Source organism: Streptomyces sp. DH12 (genome assembly GCF_020873895.1).
GTDB lineage: Bacteria > Actinomycetota > Actinomycetes > Streptomycetales > Streptomycetaceae > Streptomyces.
The window spans coordinates 1-423 of the sequence record NZ_JAHWGT010001324.1 but is presented as its reverse complement, the minus strand read 5'-3'; the positions used below and the strand labels follow the sequence as shown (position 1 = coordinate 423).

The following is a 423-nucleotide window of genomic DNA, read 5'->3' as shown; positions in this document are numbered from 1 at the left end:
CGACCCCGCCCGACTGATCGAGCATGTGAGGAGCTGGCTGTGACCACCCCGGAGCACACCCCGGACCGCGCCCTGTACGGCCCCGGCCACGAGGCTTTCCGTGAGACGGTGCGGACCTTCCTGACGAAGGAGGTGCTCCCGCACCACGAACGCTGGGAGAAGGACGGCGTGGTGGACCGCGAGGTGTGGCGCAAGGCCGGCCGCCAGGGCCTGCTCGGCATGGCCGTCGACGAGGAGTACGGCGGCGGCGGGACCGACGACTTCCGCTACAGCGCCGTCCTCATCGAGGAGTTCGCCCGCGCCGGCGCCTCCGGTCTGGCGTTGAGCCTGCACAACGACATCGTCGGCCCCTACCTCACCGGCCTCGCGACCGACGAGCAGAAGCGCCGCTGGCTGCCCGGCTTCACCTCCGGTGACCAGGTC

Annotated in this window: 1 protein-coding gene; it reads left to right on the top strand. The window is 71.4% G+C overall.

The genetic code is table 11. The features are described 5' to 3' along the window. Positions 1 to 39: 39 nt before the first annotated feature. On the top strand, positions 40 to 423 hold a 384-nt coding region (locus tag LPA54_RS39905; protein ID WP_228985302.1), incomplete at its 3' end, for an acyl-CoA dehydrogenase family protein.